The following is a 22,652-nucleotide window of genomic DNA, read 5'->3' as shown; positions in this document are numbered from 1 at the left end:
GCCCTGCGGTAGTGCTCAGCCGGTGGCCGACTCGGGAGCCTGGTGTAAGCGCGCATAACGGCTGAATTCGGCAGCGGGCAGCGGACGGCTGAACAGATAGCCTTGCAGTTCGTTGCAGCCATGGGCACGCAGCAGTTCCAGCTGTTCTGTGGTCTCCACCCCTTCGGCAATGCTAAGCAGGCCCAGGCTGTCTGCCATGTGAATGATGGCAGCCACCAGGGCGCGGTCTTCCGGATCGGTAACGATATCGCGGACAAAGGACTGGTCGATTTTCAGCTTGTAAACCCGGAACTGCTTGAGCAGGTTGAGCGAAGAATACCCGGTGCCAAAGTCGTCAATCGACATGCGCACCCCCTGTTCATACAGGGCATTCATCACGGCAATTGCTTGCTGCGGGTCGTACATGGCCACCCCTTCGGTCAGCTCCAGTTCCAGGCAACTGGCCGGCAAGCCTTCTTCTTGCAAAATGCGCGCCACTTGCGCCGGCAGGTCGGCCTGACGGAATTGCACTGCCGACAGATTGACCGCCATCACCAGCTCCAGCCCCTGATCACGCCACTGCCTTGCCTGGCGTACCGCCTGGCGCAATACCCACTCTCCCAATGGCAGGATCAGCCCGCAGTCCTCTGCAACCGGAATGAATTCGCCTGGCGAAATGCTGCCCAGTTCGGGGTGGGTCCAGCGCAGCAGCGCCTCGGCACCAACCAGGTGGCCATCCGCCATAGACAGCTGCGGCTGGTAGTGAATGCTGAATTGCTGCTGCTCCAGAGCCATGCGCAGTGCATTCACCAGCAACAGGTGGCGCGTGGCCTTTTCCTGAATGGCTGCAGTGTAGAACCGGTAGCAGCTGCGGCCCGCCTTCTTGGCCAGATACATGGCGGCATCGGCACGGCGCGACAGGGTTTCCAGGTCCTGGCCATCGTCGGGATAAAGTGCAATACCGATGGAGGCCGACACGTTCAGATCGTAAGGGTCCACCCGGCAGGGACGGGCAATGTCTTCCAGCAGCTTGCCCGCCAGCTGTTCGGCCTCTGCGGCACCGGCATCAGGCAGCAGCAGGATGAACTCATCCCCACCCAGCCGGGATATCAGCGCGCCTTCGGGCATCACCACACGCAGCCGTGCCGCCAGTTGCACCAGCAAGGCATCGCCCACGCTGTGGCCCAGCGAGTCGTTGATGTCCTTGAAGTGATCCAGATCGAGAAACATCAGCGCCAGGGATGCCTGCTTGCTGGCAACCTGCTGCAATGCCTGCTGGCTTTGTTCTTCCAGCATCACGCGATTGGGCAGGCCGGTCAGCACATCGTAATGGGCCAGGTAGCGGATGTGCTGCTCGTTCAGCTTGCGCTGGGTGATGTCGCGGGTGATGGCCAGCTGCATGCTGATGTTGCCATCCTCCGCCCGCATCGGGGCTGCATGGGTTTCCAGCCAGCGTCGGTTGCCATGCAGGCCGATGATTTCAAATTCCAGGGTCCGGCTCTGGCCATTCATGACGTCCCGGTGCAGCTGTTTAAAGGCCGCGTGGTATTCCGGGCAGATAAAGTGCAGCAAGCCCAGGTGCTGCACCTGCTGCAGATTGTCAACTTCCAGCATGTTCATGCCGGCATGGTTCATCTCCAGCAACTGCCCCTCCCGGCCCACCACCTTGATGCATTCCGGTTCGGTTTCAATGATGGTGCGCAGGCGCTGTTCACTTTGCTGCAAGGCCGAGGTGGCTTGCTGGCGGGCTTGCTCGCGCTGGAAGCTGTCCAGCGCATAATCCACGTCCATCACCATTTCTTCGATCAGCTTGCGCGCGGCCAAATCGAAAGCATGGGCCTCCGCACTGTACAAGGTCAGCGCGCCGATAATGCGCCCCTCGCGCTGCAAGGGCAGTGAAGCCGAGGAACCCCAGCCATATTGTTCGGCGCGGGCATGCCAGGGCGCGGTGGTGGGATCGTGGCGGAAGTCCTGGCACCACTGCACCATGCCGGTCAGCACGGCCCGCCCGGTAGGACCATGGCTGAGCGGATTGTCCTCGTCGGTGGCCAGCCGCAGGTCGGTCAGGTATTCGGTGCCGTTGCCAAACGCACACAGTGGCCGGATATGCGTGCCATCCTCGTCCAGCAGCCCGACCCACACCATCTTCATGCCACCATGGATAACGGCGGCCTGGCAGATCTGCTCGAATAGCTCGCGCTCGTCCCGGCTGCGGACAATGGCCTGGTTGCACTGGCTCAGGGCATTGTAAAGCCCGGTCAGGCGCTGATTGCGCGCATCCGCCAGCTGGCGTTCTTCATCCAGCCGTTGCAGCTTGCGCCAGGTTTCGGCCAGCCAGCCCATGATGCTGTTGCCGGTGATGGCCGACAAAGAGGCCGGAGGCGAAAAATCACCACTGCCCAGCCGCGCAAGGCTGGCGTGCAGCTCGCCCAACGAGGCGCCGAGAATGCCGTGCAGATTGCGCCGCAAGTCCCACAACAGCGGAATCAGCAACAGGACCAGGGCAATGAACAGATAGCGCAGTTGCAGGGCATAACGCTCGGCATCGCGTACCGCCTGTATCGTGCGCTGCTCGGACATGTGATTGAAGACGGCAATCGGCCGCATGATGCCAGCCTTGGCACGGTGATAAGCCGCATCGTGCAACATCAGGATGGCTTGCTGCCGTAGCGGCGAGCCCAAAGGCGGGTTGGCAGCCACCAGCCGCATGGCCGCCCACTCGGTACTGGTCAGGGTATCGGAATTGGCCTTGGCGCTGGCCAGCATGTTCATCTCGGCCAGTGTGAAACCGGCATCACGCATGCGCTGCAGCAAGGGGGCAGCCGGGGCAGAACCCTGCGGGCGGCGATCGTCGCCCAATACCAGGTCCCAGTAGCTGCTCTGGTAATCAACCGGACGGGGGGCATTGCCATCGCGAATGGCCAGGATTTCGCGGTAATGCTGCTGATAAAGCGGATTACCCGTCACCACATAGGTGCGCGCCATGCGAGTGAGATCATCACTGGACTGGCGCAATTCGCCAGCCAGCAAAATGGAGGCATGCCGGGCCTCGTTGGCCCGGTCAATCGCCTTCTCAGCCCGGACATAAAACACGAAGCTGACAACAACGGCAATGAAAACCAGCAGGATCAGCCAGTAGTAACGGGAGAGCAGCAGCAGTTTGCTCTTGATGGTCAGCATGGCTTTAACAGCCCTTTATTATCGTATTTGCCCTGATGGCCAGCGGGACGGGCAGACTGGCTGATTATGGCGCAAAAACAGTGTTTTCACAGATGGAATCAGACAATGTCATGATCAAAATAAGCAAAGGTAGCGTCAGCACTACACAATACGGCCACTCCGACCGGCTGTGACATCAGCATGTTCAGCCAGCGGAAACTGGCCTATGCTGCTGCTTCACCGCCAACATCACCAGGACAGGACATGACGCTGACGCAATGGCTGGACATCCCCTTCCCCATCATTCAGGCCCCGATGGCTGGCGTGCAGGGTAGCCGACTCGCCATTGCCGTGAGCGAGGCCGGCGCACTGGGATCACTACCCGCCGCCATGCTGTCCGGTGCGCAGTTGCAAGCCGAGTTGCAGGCGCTGCAAGTGCTGGGCAAAAAGCCCTACAACCTCAACTTCTTCTGCCATCAGCCGCCAGCAGACGATCCTGCCCGCCTTGCTGGCTGGCAGGCCCTGCTGCAACCCTATTACCAGCAGGAAGGCATTGCCACCACCACGACGGGTGGCGCACAACGCCTGCCTTTCAATCAGGAAATGGCCGATCTGGTCAGCCACTATCGCCCGGCTGTAGTCAGCTTCCACTTCGGCCTGCCCGCCCCCGCCCTGCTGCAGCAGGTCAAGGCCGCAGGTTGCAAGGTGCTGTCCTCTGCCACCACCGTGGCCGAGGCGCGCTGGCTGGCCGCCAACGGGACCGATGCCATCATTGCCCAGGGACTGGAAGCCGGTGGACATCGCGGCATGTTTCTTGATCTTGATCTGGATACCCAACTAGGCAGCTTTGCCCTGCTGCCGCAAGTGGTGGCCGCAGTAAAACTGCCGGTAATTGCCGCCGGTGGTATTGCCGATGCCGCCGGGATTGCCGCCGCCATGCGCTTGGGCGCGGCCGGGGTACAAGTGGGAACCGCCTATCTGCTGTGTGATGAAGCCGATACCAGCCCACTGCACCGGGCGGCACTGACCGGGCCACAGGCGGCACATACCGCCCTCACCACGCTGTACAGCGGCAGAGCGGCACGCGGCATCGTCAACCGGCTGATATGTGAACTGGGGCCGCGCAATCCGGCAGCGCCCGCCTTCCCGCTGGCATCGGCCGCACTCGCCCCCTTGCGCGCGGCGGCGGAAGCACAGGGCCGCGATGATTTCAGCCCACTGTGGTGCGGCCAGAATGCCAGCGGCTGCCGTGCGGTTTCTGCTGCAGAACAAACCCGCTGGCTGGCTGGGCAGGCATAGCCACTGCAAAACGTGGCAAACCCCGGCAACACACAGGCCAAGGCTTGCTCGCCTTGTGTTGTGCCCTGCGCCGGAATCCCGACTCATGCATGCGTGAACATGAAATAGCAAAAAGCCCCGTCATCCGGGGCTTTTTATGCTGTTGCACTCTCCAACGCCATGGCGTATGGCTGGGATCCAATCGGTTTCAGTCCGCAAAACCGGCGGCAATGCGCGTGCACTCTGCCAGCCAGTGCGCCTTTTCCTCCGGTGCCAGCCAACTGGCTTCAAAGCCGTTCTGGCATAGCTGGACGATCTCGGCCTTGCTCAAGCCCAGTTCCCTGGCACAGCCCAGATAGTTTTCCTGCACATAACCGCCAAAATAGGCCGGGTCATCCGAGTTCACCGTGGCGCACAAGCCCGCCTGCAGCAGTTGGCGCAGGTTGTGATCCTTCAACTGATCGAACACCCGCAGTTTGATATTGGAATACGGGCATACCGTCAGCGGCATGCGGCTGGCTACCAGCCGTGCTACCAGGGCGGAGTCTTCCAGCGCCCGCACACCGTGGTCGATACGGCATACCTGGAGCAGATCCAGCGCTTCCCATACATAGGCCGGCGGGCCTTCTTCACCGGCATGCGCCACGCAGGGCAGGCCCAGGGCATGACAGGCAGCAAACAGGCGGGCAAATTTGGCCGGCGGATGGCCCACTTCACTGGAATCCAGACCGAAGCCGTCAATCCCGCTCAGATAAGGACGCGCCTGCTCCAGCACGGCAAAGCCGTCTTCTTCGCTCAGGTGGCGCAAAAAGGACATGATCAGCCGCGAGCTGATGCCCAGTTGGGTGCGCGCCGCATCCAGCGCCCGGCGAATACCCTGGTATGCCGTGCCAAAGGCGATGCCGCGCTCGGTATGGGTTTGCGGATCGAAGAAAATTTCGGTGTGCACTACATTGTCGTCACGACAGCGCAGCAGGTAGGCCCAGGTCAGGTCGTAAAAGTCCTGCTCGGTCTGCAAGACACCGGCACCGGCGTAGTAGAGGTCGAGGAACGATTGCAGATTATCGAAAGCGTAAGCGGCACGTACCGCCTCCACCGTAGGATAGGGCAGGCTGATGCCGTTGCGCTCGGCCAAGCGGAACATCATTTCCGGCTCCAGGCTTCCTTCAATATGCAGATGCAGTTCGGCTTTGGGCAAGGCGGCAATCAGCGCCGCATGGGCTTGACTCATGGTAGTTCCTGACGGGAGCCCGGTCAGACGGCAGGCAGGGCCTGTCGCTTCATATCGAGCAAAAGCAGCATGATAACCATTGCCGGGCATGGGCAGAAGCCCCGTTTGCCGTCATTAACCGACAAGATGGCAGCAAAGTGTGCCGCGCTGTCTTGCGTGCGGACAAAAATCCACTGCGCTAGCGCAGCTTTGCTGCCGAATGCACGCTGGAGCCCTCCTGGTTTGGGGTAAAATCAGCAGGCAGCCCCCAGAACCAGGCCAGAGGCCGCCACAGAAACTTGCCTTCAGCCACAAGCCATGCGCGCGGCGGCAGGAACTCATCATGAACGTGCCCAACTTCCAGCAGGCTCTGCAGCAGACGTCACAAGCCTTTGCCATTCTCGATGCCGAGAGTTGCATCGCCTATGCCAATCCAGCCTTTTGCGATCTGTTTGCTTACCCCTTGCACGCGTTACTGGGGCAGCCCATCAAGCTGATCATTCCGCCGGATGCCATCGATGGTGTCTGTCATCGGGGCATCGCCAACGACATCGCGCCTGACCGCCCCTTCCAGGGCGAAGTGCGCCGCATTGCCCGCGACGGGCGCAGCATCAGCGCCATGCTGCACTGCAGCGTCCTGTGTGATGCCACGGGAAAAACCGAAGGCTATGTGCTGTCCTACACCGACATTGCCGACCGCAAGACGACCGAACTGGCGCTGCAACAGGCCAACGAGCAATTGTCGCTGGCACTGGATGCCTCGCAGCTGTCGTTGTGGGATATGGACATCCTGCAAGATAGCGCCAGCGTGGACGCACGCTGGGCGCGCATGCTGGGCTATCCCGCCATGGCCCAGAAAGTCCGGGCCACCAGCATGCTGGCCGCCCTGCATCCGGATGATTACCAGCGCGTCTACCAGGCCTGCATGGCGGTGCTCAGCGGCAAGCAGGCACGCTTTCAGGAAGAATTCCGCTACCGCAACGCGGTGGGAGCCTGGCTGTGGATACGCTGCACCGGCAAGGTGGTAAGCCGCAATCAACAGGGCATTGCCCTACGCGCCATCGGCACCAGTCAGGACATTACCGAACGCAAGAATAGCGAAGCGCTGATCATCAACGCCGCGCATCACGACTGGCTGACCAGCCTGCCCAACCGCTTTTCGCTCACCAGCCATCTGGCCGCTGCGCTGGCGCGCGCCCAGCGCCGGAATAAGCTGGTGGCGGTGTGCATGATCGATCTGGACGACTTCAAGCCGGTTAACGATACCTGGGGACACCAGGCTGGCGACCTGTTGCTGCAGGAACTGGCACAGCGGCTGCAATGCCTGCTGCGCAAGACCGATTTTGTCGCCCGGCTGGGTGGCGATGAGTTTGTGGTGGTGATGGAAGACCTGCCGGAAGAAAACGCCCTGCCACAACTGGAAGCCGCGCTCAAGCGCCTGCACCAGGCAGTGGAGTCGCCGTTCCGGCTGGGTAATGGCATCGAAGCAGAAGTCGGCATGACCGTGGGACTATCACTGTTTCCACACAATGGGATAGAACCGGATGCACTGATGCGCCAGGCCGATGCCGCCATGTACCAGGCCAAGCAGCACAAATCAGGCCGTCGGCGCTGGTGGCGCATGGTGTCTGAAGAAGCCGGCTACCCACAAGAAGAAAGCAGCCATTTCGAGGTGTACGGAGACGAAGCAAGCCGCTTGCTGCGCAAATCAGGCCGACTGATCCAGACGGCAACCGACACCTATATCCAGCGCTTTTACGGTCAGGAGCATCCGGAACGGGCAGAGCTGACCATTCTGGCCAGCCTGGGCCAGGCAGAACAGGAAGGGCTGAAACACCAGCACCGCCAGTTCCTGCTGCAAATCCTGTCGCCGGACATGCAGGCCGAGCAAATCAGCCGGGACAGCCACCAGTTGGGCTACACCCACAGCCTGGTTGGTGTCACACCGGTGATGCTGGTACAGAGCGTGGAATTGTTCCGCCGCACCTTTAGCGAGCAGCTTAACCTGGCCCTGCTGCCCATCCGCCAGCGCTACCGCCTGCTGGAGATCGTAGACAGACGCCTGCAGGATCAGCTGCATGCCCAGCTGGAGGCTGGCGCACAAGTGCAAAGCCAGTATCTGGAAAGCGTATCCCTGCCCATGCCCCAACATGGCACGCTGTGGGCCGATGCCGTCAGCAGCGAGCTGGAACAACTGGGCAAACTGCCCGGCATCCAGGCGGTACTGCTGATGCGACTGATGTCCAACGGCATATTCGTACCGGAAAACAGCCGTGGCCCAATGGGCGAACGGGTGGCCAACCGTCTGCAACTGCCCGGCTCCGAAGCGGTGGTCGATCCCACCTCCGCGCGCGGCCAAGGCCTGACTGCCGTGGCCTGGCGTAGCGGGCGCATCTGCAGCAGCGCGTCCTACGGCCAGGACCAGCGCTACGCAACCTGGCATCAGCAAGCCGGTGCCGTGCAGATCCGCGCCACCATGAGCATCCCGGTACGCAATCAGGAAGGGCTGGCCGTGGCGGTCATCAGCCTGTTTGGTGCCTACCCCAATCAGTTCGAATCAGCCAGCATGCAGCAGTTTGCCCAAGGGCAGCAGCACCGCTGGGAGCTGATGCTGGCAGCCAGTACCAAACCGGCCGCCGCCATCCAGCAAAACCTGGCCATTGCCCTGCGCGAACGCTTGTTCACCGGCGGCCTCACCATGTATTTGCAACCGCTGGTCGATCTCAAGAGCGGCAAGGTAGTCAGGGTGGAAGCGCTGGCACGCCTGCTACAGGCCGATGGCCAGATCATCAGCCCCGGCGTCTTCCTGCCCCTGCTGGGCAATGCCGACCTGGACCACCTGTTCCGGCTTGGCCTGGACAAGGCACTGAGCCAGCTGGCCGAACTGGACCAGCATGGCCTGCAGATCGACATTTCGCTGAATATCGCCCCCAGCACGCTGCAGGACGAAGACTGTCCACAATGGGTGGCTGATGCACTGGTCCGCCACGGCGTGGCGCCCCACCGGCTCAGCCTGGAGTTGCTGGAAACCGAAGACATCGCGCCGCAAGCCCAGGACCGTGCCATCGAACGCTTGCGCCGTACCGGCATCAAGCTGGCGATGGACGATCTGGGTTCGGGCTATAGCAGCCTGCAACGGCTGAGCACGCTACCGTTTGACACCATCAAGATCGACCAGAGCCTGACCTTGAACCTGCGCAAGACACCGCTGACCAGCCTGGCCCTGATCCGCGCCATCCTGCAGCTGGGGCAGGATCTGGAGCACCAGGTGGTGGTGGAAGGCCTGGAAGATCGTGGCATGCAGGAAGCCGCCTGCATCCTGGGCGCAACCCTGGGCCAGGGCTACAGCCTGGCCCGCCCCATGGCGCAACAGGATTTCATCCGCTGGCAGCAGCAGTTCCAGCTGCCACCGGCTGACGGCGTCATCACCAGTTATCTGGGCGCACTGGCGCAACACTGGCTGTATACCCAATCCTCACAGACGCACCGCAAACAGGCACTGGAACATTGCCCGCTACAGCACTTTTTGCTGCGCCAGCCCGCCGCCAGCGCCAATGCCCTGCAATGGCACGCCGCCTGCCATCAGCAGGCCGACCATGCCGCAGCCAGCCAGCAGCTGACCGACTGGCTGGTAAAACAGATGTTGCTGGAGGACTGAGCGCCAGTCTGCAGTCCAGATCAAGCCACATTTACCAACTTCGGGCGAGAATACGCATAAATATGGCTGCATTTTCAAAATAAAACAGAAACTGCTTTTGGGCTGCCACCCTTATACCGCAACAAGCCTTCGGTAATAATGAGCGGCATTCCATTGCAGACTACCAAGGAAACCGCCATGAATATTGCCGATCTGGTCCAGACCCGTTACACCACCAAGGCTTTCGACGCCAACCGCCAGCTGAGTGCCGATCAGGTAGCGCAGATTGAAACCCTGCTGCGCTTCAGCCCGTCGTCCACCAACTCCCAGCCCTGGCATTTCTTCATTGCCGGCAGCGCCGAAGGCAAGGCCCGCGTGGCCAAGGCAACCAGTGCCGCCTATGCCTTCAATGAAGCCAAGGTGCTGAATGCCTCGCACGTGGTGGTGTTCTGCAGCCGCGCCAGCATTGATGACAGCCATTTGCAACAGCTGCTGGAACAGGAAGCGGCAGATGGGCGCTTTGCCAATGAAGAAGCACGCGCCGGGCAGCATCGTGGCCGCTCGCACTTCGTCAACATGCATCGTTTTGAATTGCGCGACGCGCATCACTGGATGGAAAAGCAGGTTTACCTGGCGGTAGGCACGCTGCTGCTGGGCGCAGCCGCCATGCAGATTGATGCCTGCCCGATTGAAGGTTTCGACCAGAAAGTGCTGGATGAAGAGCTGGGCCTGCGCGCCATGGGCTATACCAGCGCGGTCATCGTGGCACTGGGTTATCGCAGTGACAGCGACTTCAACGCCAAGCTGCCCAAATCGCGCCTGCCGGCCGACAGCGTCATCACCCGTCTGTAAGCAGCAAACCAGCTGGCAAGCTTAAGCCGCCGGGGCGGAACCAGCGCAGCAGATTGTGCAGGTCGCGCTGCTCGCCCCGGCCCAGCTGGCGGTAAGCAGCCAGCGCACGCTGCCGCACACCAGCATCGATTTCACGCCGCGCCGGCCCGCGCAACACCACCATGAAGGGCGCCAGCGCGGTGTGGTAGCTGTCCAGCACCATGCCCAGGGCACGCGCCGCCTGCTGCAGCTCCGCCAGGCTAAAGGCCGCCTGCATCGAGTGAAGAAAGTCGGCGGTAAACTGTACCGACTGCATCTCGCGGCGGTCATGGGCAAAGTAATGCTGGGTGGCCCGGCGCTTGAGCCGGCCAAAATCTGCCAGATACACCCCGCCATCGGGCCGCAGAATGCGCCGCACCTGAAGCAGTGTTTGCTGCAGCGCGCTGACATCAGGCAGGTGATGCAGCGACATGGTACACAGCACCACGTCCACCGTACGGTCGGCAACCCCAGCCAGCACGGTCATATCCCCCTGTTGCAAACTGACATTGCCCACCCCGGCAGCACGCAGGTTGTCTGCAGCCAGTTGCAGCATGGCGGGTGAGGCATCCAGGCCGACAAAGCGACAATCCGGGTGCAGACGGGCTATCTGCAGCAGCTGGTTGGCAGGGCCGCAGGCCAGGTCCAGCACCACATCGCCGGGCCGGATTTGCGGCAAGGACATCAGGGCATGAAACAGGTAGATGTAATGCAGTACGCCATCGCGACGGCCACTGTCCATGAAGGCAGAGACCTGTCCGGCATCCGCCATCACCGCGTCGGGCTCAGGGATGCGCGGCAAGGGATTGCGCCGCAGCTGCTCCAGCAGCAGGTGGGTCATCATCAGGGATGCGGACATGGCTCAGTCCGGTTTCCTGCAATCCACGCCCGGACCATCCATTTTCCGCGCATGCATTTTCAGACCGGCAGTCAGCATGCCAGCATCAGCCATGGCGCAGCTTTCGCCACAGCAGCAGCGGCAGGCGCAGGGCAAAGCCGAACATCAGCCGGATATGCATCCAGGTAAGCAGACGGTTGTCGCGCCAGTAATTGAAATGCGATACACCGCCCTCGTCAGCCTGGAAATACTTCACCGGCGACGGCACATTCAGCGGCGGTACGCCAGCCCAGCACAGCCGCACCACGGCTTCGGGATCGAAGTCGAAGCGCCGCATCCAGTGCTGGCGCTGCATGATGCGGCGTAGTGGTTCCACCGGATACACCCGAAAGCCGAACAGCGAATCGCCAATGCCCATCCACAGCGTTTCCAGATTGGCCCACCAGTTGGAAATCTTGCGCCCCTTTACCCGCAGGCTGGGTGCGCTGGCATCGAATACCGGCAAACCCAGCACCATGGCTTGAGGCTGTTGCTGCGAGGCAGCCATGAAGGCGGGAATCTGCGAGGACGGATGCTGGCCATCCGAATCCATGCATAGCACATGGGTAAAACCCAACCGGCTGGCTTGATCCAGCCCGTGCAGTACGGCAGCCCCCTTGCCACTGTTTTGTGGCAGCACAAATACCTGCAGGCCCGCGTCAGCGGCAGCCATCTGCTGCAAGCCTTCTGCCGAGCCATCGTCACTACCGTCCACGATCACCCATACCGGAGACCACTGCTGTCGCGCAGCGCGCACCGTGTCATATACCTTGGGGCCGGGGTTATAACTGGGAATCAGCACCACATGGGTGGAAGAAGCTATCGTCATGGCAAATCAGCAGACAGTGCCTGCCCTGGGGGACAAGTCATATAGGGTTAATCCGGCAGGACATTAGCCGATGGCAAGCCGCACGGTCAACCATTGGTGCCCAGGCCGGAAAATCATTACAAATGCAATGCGGGATCAATTGATTGCTGCAGGCTGGATTCAAAATACTGCTGAATGCGGCAAGCCGTTTCATCTCGACAGGAAGACGCCTCGAATTGCTGTCCCGGAATAGCCCGATATATCAGAGGAAACTGCGGCGGACGCCATATTTTCCATCCCTTACTCAAATAGGGCGAATTGGTTGTAATGAGAATTGTCTGCAATGGCGCAGCCGCCTTCTTGGCAATCAGCGCCACCGAACCGCCAATATCATTCACCGGCTGGCGCGTAGTGCGGGTACCTTCCGGAAAGATCATCAACACCCGCCCCTGACGCACAGCCTGGATGGCGGCACGGAACATATGTTCGGGATGACGGTTGGACACAAAACCGGCCAGGTAGGCCCCGGCACCCAGAAACAGGTTGGAGCTGATGCTGGCTTTCATCAGGCATACCACATGCGGCACACGGGAAAACACCAGAAATGCATCGATCATGCTGGGATGGTTGGCAATCAGCAGCATCTGGCGACGGCCATTCAGTTGATCCAGCTGGCGCAAATCCAGCTGCATCAGCCGGCAGGCAACCGCACCGGCCAGAAAACAGCGGCAAATCCGGCTGATGGCCAATTGCACCAGCGGCTCACGCAGGCGGCGCGGTGCCAGCAACAAGGGCAGCACGGCAATATTGCCCAGCAACAGCATGGAGCCCAGCCACAACAGCATCAGGTAGAACAGGATGATCTGGCCCAGGCGTAAACAGCGGTACGGCATTATTCCACTTTACCTTCAAATGACAGGGCTTGAATTACAGGACGGGCAAATCAGGGGCCTGATACAGAATGTCCACGCGGAAATCTATCACGGCGCAAGCACCGGCCCGCATTGATTTCCGACAGGCATTCCAATATGAAACCGCATCAAAACAGCCTTGAAAGGCGCTTGCACACTGAAGGAGTCAAGTCAAACCGGGGTAATGATTTTACTATATAATCTCGCCATTTTGGTGCCTGCAACGCTCGGGATTGAAAGCATATGCTAGAAGAAATCATCAAAAACTATCTGATCAATACCAAAAGCAAAGACCCGGCCCTGTTTAGCAACCCTGCCCTGCAGGTGGCAGAATTGGGCCTGGATTCACTGGATATGGTGGAAATGCTGTTTGAAATTGAAGACCGCTGCGGTTTCCAGCTGCCCGATCCCACCCGCTACCCGAAAATGAGCTTCCGCGACATGCTGGCCGACATTGAGGCCGCCATTCGGGAACACAATGGCGGCGAGCTGCCAGACCTGCGACTTGAGGCGGACAAATAATTGGCCAAGGTACTGATTACCGGCATGGGGGCCATCAGCCCGCTGGGGAGTGATTTGCCCACCAGCTTCGCCCAGGCGCTGGCCGGACATTGCGCCATCAGCCCCGCTCCGGCTGACATTGCCAAATGGCTGCCCAATATACTGCTGGCCCCTGCCGCAGGCGAACCGCAGTCCATGCTGGACAGCAAATATGCCGGCCTCGATCGCGCCAGCCAATTTGCCCTGGTCGCAGCAGCCGAGGCCATTGCGCAGGCCGGCCTGGCCGTACCGCCCGCTGATGCCCGCCGCATCGGGGTATTTGTCGGCATCGGTTTTGGCGGTGCCCACACCCTGGACGCCCTGTACCAGCGTTTTCAGAATGCAGTAAACAGCGACGGCAAGCGTAACCCGGTCATGGTGCACCCGCTGTCGGTACCGCGCATGATGGCCAATGCAGCCGCCGCCGCCATTTCCATGCACTACGGCTTCAAGGGCCCCAGCAACACCTACTCCGTGGCCTGCGCATCCTCTGCCGTGGCCATTGGTGAAGCCTTCCGCGCCATTCGCGACGGCTATCTGGATGCTGCCGTGGTGGTCGGTTGCGAGGCCATGCTCACCTCCGGCTCCATGCTGGCGTGGAATGCCTTGCGCGTGATGGCCAAACCACAGGAAACCATCCCGGCGCGCAGCTGCCGGCCTTTCTCGCAGGACCGCAGCGGATTCGTGCTGGGTGAAGGTGGCGCGGCCATCGTGCTGGAAAGCGCCGCCCGGGCAGAAGCCCGCCAGCAAGCCGCGCTGGGCGAATTGTGCGGTTATGGCTGCAGCAGCGATGCCGCACATCTGACAGCCCCCTCCAGTACCGAACAGGTGTATGCCATGCAGCAGGCCCTGGACGATGCCGGGCTGCAAGCTGCTGAAATCCAGTACCTGAATGCCCACGGCACGGCCACGGAAACCGGCGATGTGGTGGAAACCGAATCCATCCGCACCGTGTTTGGCGGCAGGGACGAAAGCCAGCTTGCCATCAGCTCCACCAAGTCCATGCACGGCCATCTGATCGGGGCCAGCGGCATTCTGGAATTCGCCCTGGCGGTGATGGCGATGAACAGCGGCTCCTTGCCACCCACCGCCACGCTGGAAGTACCTGACCCGCGCTGCGAGCTGGACTTCATCCCGCTGACGGCACGTCATGGCTGCGATGTGCAGGCCATCATGTCCAATTCTTTTGCCTTTGGCGGCAGCAATGTCTCACTGGTGGCAAAGCGATACCCGGCATGAGCCAGCCCTACCACTACCCCATGCTGTTACAGCGTGCCGACATGGCGGCACTGCTGCCGCACCGTGGTGCCATTTTTGTGTGTGAAACCCTGTGTATCGAGGGGCCGCACCAGTTTCACGGCACCGCGCGCTGGCCGCAGGACAATGCCATCATCCAGGGCCATTTCCCCGGCCTGCCCATTGTCCCCGGAGTCATGCTGATCGAATCGATGGCGCAGTTTGCCGGGGCCGGCCTGCTGGCTGGCGACCCATATGTAAAAACCCTGCCGGAAGATTCGATTGGGGTACTGGCTGCCGTGCGCAATTGCTGGTTTAAGCAGCCGGTGCTGCCCGAGTCAGCGGTGGAATTTTTCATCCAGTGCCGTCAGGTTGCGCCCTTGCTGGTGCAGGTAAGCGCCGTGGTGAAGGTGGAGGCCGTTGAAGTGGCCAAGCTGGAAATTGCACTGGCCTATGCCCCACGCACCCAGTTGCTCAGCAGTAGCGCGGTAGCGACGGCGTAAACAGCCAGACGCCAAACGGTAAAGCCAGCCGCGCTGCATCCGGCTGGTTATTACAGCATGCCGCCGTTGATGGAAATCACCTGGCCGGTAATATAAGCCGCCTGTTCCGATGCCAGAAACGCCACCAGGCTGGCCACCTCCTCCGGCTGCCCCACCCGCTTCATCGGCACCATCTGTGCCACCATGTCCTTGTCGAACACATCCTTGCTCATGTCCGAGGCGATGATGCCCGGTGCCACCGCATTCACGGTAATGCCACGGCTGGCCAGCTCCAGCGCCAGCGACTTGGTGGCACCATGCAGGGCGCTCTTGGCCGCCGCATAGTTGGTCTGGCCCCGATTGCCCGCCAGCGCCGCCACCGAAGTGATATTGATGATGCGCCCCCAGCGGGTGCGAATCATCGGCATGGTCAACGGCTGGGTGACATTGAAAAAACCGTGCAGGGAGACATCAATCACCCGATGCCATTGCGCCGCTTGCATGCCCGGAAAAACGGCATCGTCGTGAATACCGGCATTGTTCACCAAGACCTGCACCGGGCCTTGCTCCAGGATATTGTCCAGTGCAACCGCGCTGGCGGCGGCATCGGCAACGTCAAACTGCACGGCCTCGGCGCTGAAGCCCTGTGCCGCCAGTTGCTGGCTTAGCGCCTGCGCGGCGGCCAGATTGCTATTGGCGTGGATGATGACGTGAAAACCATCCGCCGCCAGCCGTTGGCTGATGGCGGTGCCGATGGCACCACTGCCACCGGTAATCAGAGCGCGTTTCATAAAAACCTTCAGCAAGAGGGGGATGCAGGAAGCAGCGCGGTAGCATTCAGCACCACGCCCAGCCGGCCACTGGCCAGCAGGCGTTCGCCGGCATGCAGCGCAAAGCGGTACATGGCGGTGATGTCATTGCCGGACAGACGCAAGGCATGCACCAGCAACGGGGTGTCGGTCTCATCCAGCCGCTGGCAATACCAGCGGGTTTCACGCACGCTGGCCAAATAACCGGCCGCCGCCGGAGCGGCATCGCCAGCCAGCAGCGCACCATGCACCGCCATGGCCTGGGCGGCATATTCAATCGCATTAGCCACGCCCAGACGCCCCGCCGCCCGCAGCGGATTATCCGCCAGCAGGTGGCTGCCGGTCTGGCACAGGATTTCCTCTTGATCCCAGCGCAGCACGGTATCCAGCAGGCACATGCTGCCCTGATGGGGAATGCGCGCGGCAATGGCCTGATGGTCCATCATGCGCTCACCGTCACCGCCAGCTGGCAGTGATCCAGATATTCCAGCACCACGCGTCCGGGCTGGCCGCTGGCCAGCAACTGCAGCAGCGGCAGGCTGCGTGCCGCAGGAATGGTCTGGCGCAGCTGTTCCAGCCCGGCATCCTGCATCACCTGCGCCGGCTCACCGGTAAAAGCAATCTGCAAGGCGGCTTTGCTGGCTGCAGTACGCTGCGGGCGGAGCACCATGCCCACCCCCATCGGGTAGGGAATGGGACGCTGGCGGTACAGCGGCTCCGGGTAGGCGGTATCAAAGGCAATCAGCACCGCAGCCTGGCCGGTAAACTGTACCTGGGTGGCGGTTTCGATCAGCGCGGCGGCAAAGGTGGCGTCATAGGCGCACAGGCTCGTGGACGCTGCGGTACAGCCCGTGGCAATGCCCCAGTAGCCCGCCGGTGCGTTGTGGACTGAGTTGTGAAAGCGGGTGGGAGAAATCAGCCGCTCGTCCGATGCCAGTACTTCCAGCAGGTTATGACAGTTGTCGCAATCCCCCCCGGTGGAGCTGAAGATATTGGCGAGCTGGGCGGCATCGGCAGCGGCATCCGCCACGGCGGCAAAGCCGGTAGCCATGGCCAGTTTCACCGCGCTGCCAACACGGCGACGCTCGGTGGCAGGCAGCGCCAGCACCGCAGGCAGGGCGACATCGGCGGCAACAAAGGGCTGCTCACCGCGCAGGCAGGCGGCTGCCGTGCTCCAGTCTGGCAGGCCAGGCCCCAGCACGCTCAAACCATCCAGATAAATCATTGCTGTACTCATGCATCCACCCGCGAAAAAACCAGACTGCAATTGCTGCCACCAAAGCCGAAAGAGTTGCTCAGCACATGCTGCAAGGGCTGCTCCACGCTATGCAACAGGTAGTTGCACGGCACGGCGGGGTCGGTTTGGCAGGTACCAACACCGCCGGGCAACAAGCCTTCACGCAGTGCCAGTGCACTGAAAATGGCCTCGATGCCACCGGCAGCACCCAGGGTATGGCCGGTGTGGCCCTTGGTGGAGCTGCACGGTGTGTCCTTGCCAAACAGCGACAGCACTGCCGCCCCTTCGGCAGCATCATTACTGGGGGTGGCCGTGCCATGCAGATTGATGTAGCCGATGTCCTCCGGCTGCAGGCCAGCCATTTGCAAGGCCTGCGCCATGGCCACCTGTGCGCCCCGCCCTTCCGGGTGCGGCGAGGACATGTGGTAGGCATCGCTGCTTTCGCCCACGCCACTGAGAATAATGTCGCCGGGCCGGGCCAGATCACCCCGCTCCAGCAGCACATAGGCGGCACCCTCGCCAATGGATATGCCATCGCGGGCCGCATCAAACGGACGACAGGGCGCGGACGACACCAGTTGCAGCGAGGAAAAACCGTAAATGGTGGTCAGGCACAGGCTATCCACGCCGCCAACAATCGCCGCGTCAATCATCCCGGCTGCCAGCATGCGCTGTGCGGTGCCAAAAACCTTGGCGCTGGAAGAACAGGCGGTGGACACCACCATGGCCGGGCCGGACAAGGCAAAGTACTTGCGCACGAAGTCCGCCACCGAATAGCCATTGTGGGTTTCGCGGTAGTGCAAATCCGCCGGCAGCGCGCCAGTGTGCGGATCGCGCTGGCGATAAGCCACTTCCGAGCTGAGAATGCCAGAGGTACTGGAGCCCATGAACACGCCGACACGGTCGGCACCATACGCGCCAATGGCTGCCTGCACCTGGGCGGCAAAGCCATCCTGCTCCAGCCCCAGCAGGGCCAGGCGGTTGTTGCGGCAATCGTAAGCGGCCATGGCGGCGGGCAGGTGGACGTTATCCAGCGCAGCAACTTCGCCAACGCAGATATCAAACTCCACCGTTTCCCAGCGTTTTTTGACAATGCCGCCACGCTGTGAGCGCAAGGCGGCCAGATGTGGTTCCACACCACGGCCCAAGGCGGTGGTGAGGGTGTAGGCGCTAAGTCGGAGAGCTTGCATAGACGGCGGACAAATCAGCATGGATTGGAAAATCAGGCATCTGCCACACGGGCAGCGGCCTGCTCGGGCCGACAGGCCTGCGACAACGTCACCGCCTGTAACTGGCGGCGGGACAGCGCTTCCAGCAGGCGCGGCAGCACGCTCAAAATCACTGGCGTGCCATCGGCGGTGCGGGCGGCATTACCATCGTGCAGCAGCAGTATATCGCCAGCCGCCAGATGACGGACCAGCCGGGTGTAGACCTGCTCGGGGTCCTGGACGCGCGTATCATAGCCACGGCGCGTCCAGCTCGCAAGAAACACCCCCTGCTGCTGCAATACCGGTTCGAGAAAGGGATTGCGCAAGCCGGCAATCGGCCGGAAAAACAGCGGGGTGTGGCCGGTAATGCGCTGCAGCGTGGCCTGGCCCTCCCCCACTTCGCGCCGCCAGCCCGAAAGCCCGAATAATGAGGTGTGCTTGCGGTGCCGCTGGCCATGGTTTTCCACCGCATGGCCTTCTTGCGCCGCCTGACGCACCAGCTCCGGATAGTGCAGCGCGCGCTCGCCGATACAGAAGAAAGTGGCCTTCACCTGATACTGTCGCAGGATGTCCAGCACCGCCGGGGTAACCGCCGGATCCGGGCCATCATCAATGGTGATGGCCACCTCGCCACGACGGATGGCCGCTGCCGGCAGGCGGGTAAGATTGGGCCCCAGCAGCGCACAGCGCGGCAGCAGCCCGGCCACGGCAATCAGGCCGTGCAGCAAGACCAGCAGCAACAACAGCGCCAGCCAGTCATGCGGGCGGTAGAGCAGCGCCAGCAAGGCCAGCACATGCAACACGCCACACAGCCAGAGAAATGGCGACAGCCTTGGTGGTTTCATTGCTCCTCCGCCTGCTGGCCTTGTCCGGCGGCCAGCGGCCCATGCGCCAGCCAGTGTTGCCACAGCTGCAGCCATACCGGCCAGCTGTGGCCTCCCTCAACCTGGTTCACCTGCTGCGCCGGCACCAGGCTGGCCAGCATGTCCTGACCCGCGCGAAAGCGATCTTGCGCCGCCAGCCCCAGCCACACCGGGCAGTCTGCCTGCGTGGCCAGCCAGTGCCACCAGCGGCGCTCATCCTGCAAGCTGCTCGTGGTGGCAGCCCAGGCCTGCGGCCCACCGGCCAGGCGGATTTCCTGCAGGATATCTGCCGTGCCGGGATAAGGTGCCAGCAGACAGACACCCGCCAGCAGCCCGGCATGCACGGCGGCATAATGCAGGGCATTGAAAGCCCCCAGCGAGATGCCAGCCAGCCAGATGGCACGGTAACCCTGCGCACGCGCCGGTGCAATCACCATCTGCTGCAGGCAGTCTGCCACGGTTCCGGCCATCACCTGCTGATAGCCCACATCGGCCAGCACGATATCCACCGCCAGACCGTGCGCGCGCACTGCCGCCACCATGCCCTGCTGTTGCAGGTCTTCCAGGCTGGCCTTGGCCGGCGGCAGCAGCACCAGCAGCGTGTCGGCACGGCCATCGGCCCGAAAGGCATCAGCGAGGCAGCGCACGCGGCGTCATCCTGGCCATCATGGCGGCAAATACCAGCGCTAACAGCGCGCCAATGGCCACAGTGCTGCCGATGAAGGACAGCACCGGTACGCTGGAACTGCCCAGCAGGCCAAAGCTGGTGACCGTGGCCAGATTGGCCACCACCAGCGAGACTTCCACCTGGCGCTGCTCGGCCTCGCTGCCCAATTGCTGCTTGTTGGCAAAGAACAACGCGTAATTGGAACCGATGGCCACCACCAGCAGCAGGCCCACCAGATGCAGGATGGTCAGCTGGATACCGCAGGCATCCAGAATCGCCACCGTGCACAAGACAGCACAGCCCAGCGGAATGGTGACGCGCACCGCCTGCAGCCAGCCGCAGCTCAGCCACAGCAATAGCAGGATGGCCAGGCTACCCAGCGAAGAAAACACCAGCGCTTCATGGGTATAGCTATCAAAGATGGCCGTGGTTTCTTCCAGCAGATCAATCACCGTCACCTGCCCCAGCTGCTGGGCAGCCAGTGCCGCGCGCACCTTGTCCAGCGCGATGTTTTCGCCACTGGCCGGGCGCAGCGGCATCAGCACCAGATAACTGCCAGGCCGCTTGATCAGCATGGAATCCAGCAACACGCTGGCCGCACTGCCATGCAGGCTGGCACGGCTGAGCAATGTTTGCTGCTGCGCACGCTCCACATCACTGACAAAGCCTTGCAGCGCGGCAGCATCCAGAGGCAGGCCCTGTAGCGCCTGGGCCAGCCGTGGGGCGGTTTGGCCCGCTGGCGGCAAGGCTGCCTGCCGCGCACGCTGGGTGGCCAGGCTGGGCAGCAGTTCGTCCGGCGTATGGAAGCCGCCAATCACGTTTTGCTGGCTCAGTTGCTGCAATACCCGACGCGTGCGCTCGGCCAATTGCAAGGCGCTTTCCTGATCCGGCGCGCTGAAGCTGGCCACATAGCGCATGTCGTTACCGCCCAGATCGCCCCGTAGTTCGGCATCCAGCTTGTTTTGTGCCGCCGAGGTGGAACTGAGCGCATTAAGCTGACGGCTCCAGATATCCTGATGATGCAGTGCCAGCACCGCCACCGCCGCCAGCATGGCCACCAGCAGCAGCCAGCGCAGGCGGGTAAGGCTGTCCAGCACCTTCTGCAGCAGCAGGCCGGGGCCGGACAGATCGCGCAGATTCAGTTGCTGCGGCATCAGGCCGGGCAAGACATAGCGCGTCACCAGCGCCGCTGCCAGCAGGCCGCTAATGGAATACAGGCCCAGCTGGGACAGGCCGGGAAAGCTGGAACACATCAGCGCGGCAAAGCCGGTGGCCGAGGTCAGCACGCCCAGCCGGATGGTGCGCCAGAAATGGCCGGGATGACCGCCACCGGCACGCTGGATAAATAAATAGATGGAGTAATCCACCGCCTCGCCAATCAGCGTGGTACCAAAACCCAGCGTCAGGCCATGCACATGACCAAAACCCAGGCTGACGCTGGCAATACCCACCAGCGCGCCGGACACCACCGGAATCAGCCCCAGCAACAATAGCGGCAGCGAGCGGTACACCAGCAGCAGCAAGGCCACCACCAGCACGGTACCCCGCGCGGCCAGCCGCTCCACCTCACTCTGGATGATGTTGCGCGAGGCCACCGAAATGACGCTGGTGCCACTCATCACCAGCCGGGTATCCGCATGGCGGCCAGGCAGGCTGGCAAAAGCCTGTTTCACGTCGGCCAGTGCGGCCGCCTGGGCGTCGGTATTCAGGCCGGATTCGCCCAGTTGCAATAGCAGCACCGCACGCTTGCCATCACGCGATACCCAGATATCGTCGCTGGTGCTGGGCTGGTTCTCACCGATGAACTGTTCCAGTATCTGCAGGGTTTCGCCAGTGGGATCGCGCGGCAGGATTTTTTTGACGATCAAACCGGCATCGCCGGATATGGCATCCAGCGTGCCCTGGATGGCATCGTGCAGACCGGCGGCACTGAAGCGCTGCGGCGTTACCGCAGGGCTAAGCAGATAGCGGTTATCAAAGAAATACTGCTGGTCGCGCTGCTGGGCCTGGCGATCACCATTCTGCACCGAGGTAAAGCGTGGATTGTGCGCCAGCTTGCCCACCAGCAGACGCGACAGACGGCCACGTTCGGCCTCATCCGCGCCTTCAATCCCCACCAGCACGATGCGGGCGATGGCACCATCGCGCAGCTGATCGATCAGCATCTGCTGGCGCGCACTGGGCAGCTTGGGCATGAAGGCGGACAGGTCGGCCACAAAGCGGGTCTGGCTGATGACCAATACCGAGGCCAGCATGGCCGCCAGCCAGATCAACAACGCCGGTTTGAAAAGTCTCGATTTCATCGGGTGCTGGTAATGGTCATTTCCGAACGGTCACCATCCGCTTGCAGGAATTCGATGGTTTTCACCTGGGCGCGAACACCGGCAATGCGGATCTGGCTGATCACTTTTTGCATGCGCGGCTGCAGCGGGGTCAGCTTGAGCTGCCATTCTTCGCTGCCGCCAGACAGCGCCGGGGTGTAATAGCGCTCCAGCGCGCTGCGGTCGCCGGACAGGGTGGCGCGAATGCTTTCGACAAAGGCCGACACTTCCGGGCGGTCCGACAGATTGACGCTCATCTTGCGGCCATCATTACGCTCCAGCGTCAGCTTGTTGCCTTCCAGCAGCACCGCTTCCGCCTTGGGTTTGAGCGTGCGCTTTTCCAGCCGGTCCGGCGCGGTGAAAGCCAGTTCACCAGAAGACTCCAGCGGCTGCTTGAGCATGGCGATGTATTTTTTTTCCACAAAGGTGGCCGTGCCGGACTTTTTCTGTCCCAATTGCTGCATCAAGTCAGTCAGCGAAAAATCGGCGGCCTGCAGTGCGGTGCTGCCCAGCAGCAGAACCAGTCCGGCCAGGGTCTTGCTCAACATGGATACGTGCAT

The 22,652-nt window shown here is 61.9% G+C and carries 19 protein-coding genes; 6 read left to right on the top strand and 13 right to left on the bottom strand.

All coding sequences use genetic code 11. The annotated features are described in order from the left end of the window. Positions 1 to 15: 15 nt before the first annotated feature. Positions 16 to 3,159, bottom strand: a complete 3,144-nt coding sequence (locus tag ACODR9_RS09275; protein WP_488808975.1) for a putative bifunctional diguanylate cyclase/phosphodiesterase — start codon at positions 3,157 to 3,159, stop codon at positions 16 to 18. 243 nt (positions 3,160 to 3,402) lie between these two features. On the opposite strand from ACODR9_RS09275, the gene ACODR9_RS09270 reads away from it, so the two are divergent. Continuing rightward, positions 3,403 to 4,437 carry an NAD(P)H-dependent flavin oxidoreductase gene (locus tag ACODR9_RS09270; protein WP_488808974.1) on the top strand — a complete coding sequence of 345 codons (1,035 nt, stop codon included), beginning with the start codon at positions 3,403 to 3,405 and terminating at the stop codon, positions 4,435 to 4,437. 187 nt (positions 4,438 to 4,624) lie between these two features. On the opposite strand, the gene ACODR9_RS09265 is transcribed toward ACODR9_RS09270, so the two are convergent. After that, positions 4,625 to 5,647 (bottom strand): adenosine deaminase, encoded by a 1,023-nt coding sequence (locus tag ACODR9_RS09265; protein ID WP_488808973.1) that lies wholly within the window; start codon positions 5,645 to 5,647, stop codon positions 4,625 to 4,627. A gap of 322 nt (positions 5,648 to 5,969) precedes the next feature. On the opposite strand from ACODR9_RS09265, the gene ACODR9_RS09260 reads away from it, so the two are divergent. Next, positions 5,970 to 9,284 (top strand): EAL domain-containing protein, encoded by a 3,315-nt coding sequence (locus ACODR9_RS09260; RefSeq protein ID WP_488808972.1) that lies wholly within the window; start codon positions 5,970 to 5,972, stop codon positions 9,282 to 9,284. A gap of 177 nt (positions 9,285 to 9,461) precedes the next feature. After that, the gene (nfsB, locus tag ACODR9_RS09255; RefSeq protein WP_488808970.1) at positions 9,462 to 10,115 is read left to right on the top strand and encodes an oxygen-insensitive NAD(P)H nitroreductase; all 654 of its coding nucleotides are present in this window, start codon (positions 9,462 to 9,464) and stop codon (positions 10,113 to 10,115) included. On the opposite strand, the gene ACODR9_RS09250 is transcribed toward nfsB, so the two are convergent. The 3 genes from ACODR9_RS09250 to ACODR9_RS09240 form a co-directional block, all read right to left on the bottom strand. Then, positions 10,102 to 10,992 carry a class I SAM-dependent methyltransferase gene (locus ACODR9_RS09250; protein WP_488808969.1) on the bottom strand — a complete coding sequence of 297 codons (891 nt, stop codon included), beginning with the start codon at positions 10,990 to 10,992 and terminating at the stop codon, positions 10,102 to 10,104. The genes nfsB and ACODR9_RS09250 overlap by 14 nt on opposite strands. Positions 10,993 to 11,077: 85 nt before the next feature. After that, positions 11,078 to 11,839, bottom strand: coding sequence for a glycosyltransferase family 2 protein (locus ACODR9_RS09245; protein ID WP_488808968.1), 762 nt, complete (start codon positions 11,837 to 11,839; stop codon positions 11,078 to 11,080). Positions 11,840 to 11,955: 116 nt separating this feature from the next. After that, the gene (locus ACODR9_RS09240; RefSeq protein ID WP_488808967.1) at positions 11,956 to 12,711 is read right to left on the bottom strand and encodes a lysophospholipid acyltransferase family protein; all 756 of its coding nucleotides are present in this window, start codon (positions 12,709 to 12,711) and stop codon (positions 11,956 to 11,958) included. Positions 12,712 to 12,972: 261 nt separating this feature from the next. Here ACODR9_RS09240 and ACODR9_RS09235 point away from each other — a divergent pair, with 261 nt between their 5' ends. The 3 genes from ACODR9_RS09235 to ACODR9_RS09225 are packed head-to-tail and all read left to right on the top strand — an operon-like array spanning position 12,973 to position 15,008. Continuing rightward, positions 12,973 to 13,251, top strand: coding sequence for a phosphopantetheine-binding protein (locus tag ACODR9_RS09235; protein WP_488808966.1), 279 nt, complete (start codon positions 12,973 to 12,975; stop codon positions 13,249 to 13,251). Further along, the gene (locus ACODR9_RS09230) at positions 13,252 to 14,508 is read left to right on the top strand and encodes a beta-ketoacyl-[acyl-carrier-protein] synthase family protein (protein WP_488808965.1); all 1,257 of its coding nucleotides are present in this window, start codon (positions 13,252 to 13,254) and stop codon (positions 14,506 to 14,508) included. Next, entirely contained in the window at positions 14,505 to 15,008 is a 504-nt protein-coding gene (locus ACODR9_RS09225; protein WP_488808964.1) for a 3-hydroxyacyl-ACP dehydratase FabZ family protein, read from the top strand. Before ACODR9_RS09230 ends, ACODR9_RS09225 begins: the two co-directional genes overlap by 4 nt. 50 nt (positions 15,009 to 15,058) lie before the next feature. Here the strand turns inward: ACODR9_RS09225 and fabG are convergent, their stop codons facing one another. From fabG to ACODR9_RS09185, 8 genes are read right to left on the bottom strand one after another with little or no spacing between them, the layout of a single operon-like run. Further along, entirely contained in the window at positions 15,059 to 15,778 is a 720-nt protein-coding gene (gene fabG, locus ACODR9_RS09220; RefSeq protein ID WP_488808963.1) for a 3-oxoacyl-ACP reductase FabG, read from the bottom strand. Between the two features lie 8 nt (positions 15,779 to 15,786). Beyond that, entirely contained in the window at positions 15,787 to 16,242 is a 456-nt protein-coding gene (locus tag ACODR9_RS09215) for a hotdog family protein (protein ID WP_488808961.1), read from the bottom strand. Further along, positions 16,239 to 17,033: a beta-ketoacyl synthase chain length factor gene (locus tag ACODR9_RS09210; protein ID WP_488808960.1), complete on the bottom strand. Its 795-nt coding sequence runs from the start codon at positions 17,031 to 17,033 to the stop codon at positions 16,239 to 16,241. Before ACODR9_RS09210 ends, ACODR9_RS09215 begins: the two co-directional genes overlap by 4 nt. Next, positions 17,030 to 18,223 (bottom strand): beta-ketoacyl-[acyl-carrier-protein] synthase family protein, encoded by a 1,194-nt coding sequence (locus ACODR9_RS09205; protein ID WP_488808959.1) that lies wholly within the window; start codon positions 18,221 to 18,223, stop codon positions 17,030 to 17,032. The genes ACODR9_RS09210 and ACODR9_RS09205 overlap by 4 nt, the downstream gene beginning before the upstream one ends. 32 nt (positions 18,224 to 18,255) lie before the next feature. Next, positions 18,256 to 19,086 carry a polysaccharide deacetylase family protein gene (locus ACODR9_RS09200; RefSeq protein WP_488808958.1) on the bottom strand — a complete coding sequence of 277 codons (831 nt, stop codon included), beginning with the start codon at positions 19,084 to 19,086 and terminating at the stop codon, positions 18,256 to 18,258. Then, positions 19,083 to 19,751: an alpha/beta fold hydrolase gene (locus tag ACODR9_RS09195; protein ID WP_488808956.1), complete on the bottom strand. Its 669-nt coding sequence runs from the start codon at positions 19,749 to 19,751 to the stop codon at positions 19,083 to 19,085. Before ACODR9_RS09195 ends, ACODR9_RS09200 begins: the two co-directional genes overlap by 4 nt. Further along, complete coding sequence (locus tag ACODR9_RS09190) at positions 19,735 to 22,074, bottom strand: MMPL family transporter (RefSeq protein WP_488808955.1); 2,340 nt, start codon at positions 22,072 to 22,074, stop codon at positions 19,735 to 19,737. The genes ACODR9_RS09195 and ACODR9_RS09190 overlap by 17 nt, the downstream gene beginning before the upstream one ends. Beyond that, complete coding sequence (locus ACODR9_RS09185) at positions 22,071 to 22,640, bottom strand: LolA-related protein (protein WP_488808954.1); 570 nt, start codon at positions 22,638 to 22,640, stop codon at positions 22,071 to 22,073. The genes ACODR9_RS09190 and ACODR9_RS09185 overlap by 4 nt, the downstream gene beginning before the upstream one ends. Positions 22,641 to 22,652 lie beyond the last annotated feature (12 nt).

Source organism: Aquitalea sp. FG25, assembly GCF_057809375.1.
The sequence above is the reverse complement of the archived record's forward strand: the minus strand, read 5'-3'. Positions and strand labels throughout refer to the sequence as shown.

Bases quoted from the DNA above. Each gene is read 5' to 3' on its own strand.
- ACODR9_RS09265 (WP_488808973.1), bottom strand. From the start codon at position 5,647: ATGAGTCAAGCCCATGCGGCGCTGATTGCCGCCTTGCCCAAAGCCGAA.
- ACODR9_RS09270 (WP_488808974.1), top strand. From the start codon at position 3,403: ATGACGCTGACGCAATGGCTGGACATCCCCTTCCCCATCATTCAGGCC.
- nfsB (WP_488808970.1), top strand. From the start codon at position 9,462: ATGAATATTGCCGATCTGGTCCAGACCCGTTACACCACCAAGGCTTTC.
- fabG (WP_488808963.1), bottom strand. From the start codon at position 15,778: ATGAAACGCGCTCTGATTACCGGTGGCAGTGGTGCCATCGGCACCGCC.
- ACODR9_RS09250 (WP_488808969.1), bottom strand. From the start codon at position 10,992: ATGTCCGCATCCCTGATGATGACCCACCTGCTGCTGGAGCAGCTGCGG.
- ACODR9_RS09200 (WP_488808958.1), bottom strand. From the start codon at position 19,086: ATGAAACCACCAAGGCTGTCGCCATTTCTCTGGCTGTGTGGCGTGTTG.
- ACODR9_RS09235 (WP_488808966.1), top strand. From the start codon at position 12,973: ATGCTAGAAGAAATCATCAAAAACTATCTGATCAATACCAAAAGCAAA.
- ACODR9_RS09190 (WP_488808955.1), bottom strand. From the start codon at position 22,074: ATGAAATCGAGACTTTTCAAACCGGCGTTGTTGATCTGGCTGGCGGCC.
- ACODR9_RS09185 (WP_488808954.1), bottom strand. From the start codon at position 22,640: ATGTTGAGCAAGACCCTGGCCGGACTGGTTCTGCTGCTGGGCAGCACC.
- ACODR9_RS09210 (WP_488808960.1), bottom strand. From the start codon at position 17,033: ATGAGTACAGCAATGATTTATCTGGATGGTTTGAGCGTGCTGGGGCCT.
- ACODR9_RS09225 (WP_488808964.1), top strand. From the start codon at position 14,505: ATGAGCCAGCCCTACCACTACCCCATGCTGTTACAGCGTGCCGACATG.
- ACODR9_RS09245 (WP_488808968.1), bottom strand. From the start codon at position 11,839: ATGACGATAGCTTCTTCCACCCATGTGGTGCTGATTCCCAGTTATAAC.
- ACODR9_RS09240 (WP_488808967.1), bottom strand. From the start codon at position 12,711: ATGCCGTACCGCTGTTTACGCCTGGGCCAGATCATCCTGTTCTACCTG.
- ACODR9_RS09205 (WP_488808959.1), bottom strand. From the start codon at position 18,223: ATGCAAGCTCTCCGACTTAGCGCCTACACCCTCACCACCGCCTTGGGC.
- ACODR9_RS09260 (WP_488808972.1), top strand. From the start codon at position 5,970: ATGAACGTGCCCAACTTCCAGCAGGCTCTGCAGCAGACGTCACAAGCC.
- ACODR9_RS09275 (WP_488808975.1), bottom strand. From the start codon at position 3,159: ATGCTGACCATCAAGAGCAAACTGCTGCTGCTCTCCCGTTACTACTGG.
- ACODR9_RS09215 (WP_488808961.1), bottom strand. From the start codon at position 16,242: ATGATGGACCATCAGGCCATTGCCGCGCGCATTCCCCATCAGGGCAGC.